Raw genomic sequence first — 252 nt, 5'->3', positions numbered from 1 at the left:
CAACTGACTAGACGCTTTCAGTGTGCACTCACCGGGCTCCCGTTCATCGTTGACGATGAGGCGAATCAGGCTGTTCCCTTCCTGCTCATATTGAACAGCTCCAATACAGTCACCAAGTGAGGGAGAAACGTCAAATTCTGGCCTGGGCTGTGTACCGAGCCCAAAATGGAAATTGACGAAATCTACAGAATGGCCACGCGGATCTTGAATAAACCATTCAACCCAGCGGGCTTCTGCACGTTTGAAATTTCC

At 50.0% G+C, this 252-nt stretch carries 1 protein-coding gene; it reads right to left on the bottom strand.

The window, feature by feature from the left end; all coding sequences use genetic code 11:
- The coding region (locus AC0L3U_RS39855) for a hypothetical protein (protein ID WP_473365190.1) at positions 1-252 on the bottom strand (252 nt) is incomplete at both ends.

The sequence above is a fragment of the Bradyrhizobium sp. Kon69 genome (assembly GCF_055807515.1).
Note: the sequence above shows the minus strand (reverse complement) of the source record. Positions and strands in the feature narration are given on the sequence as shown.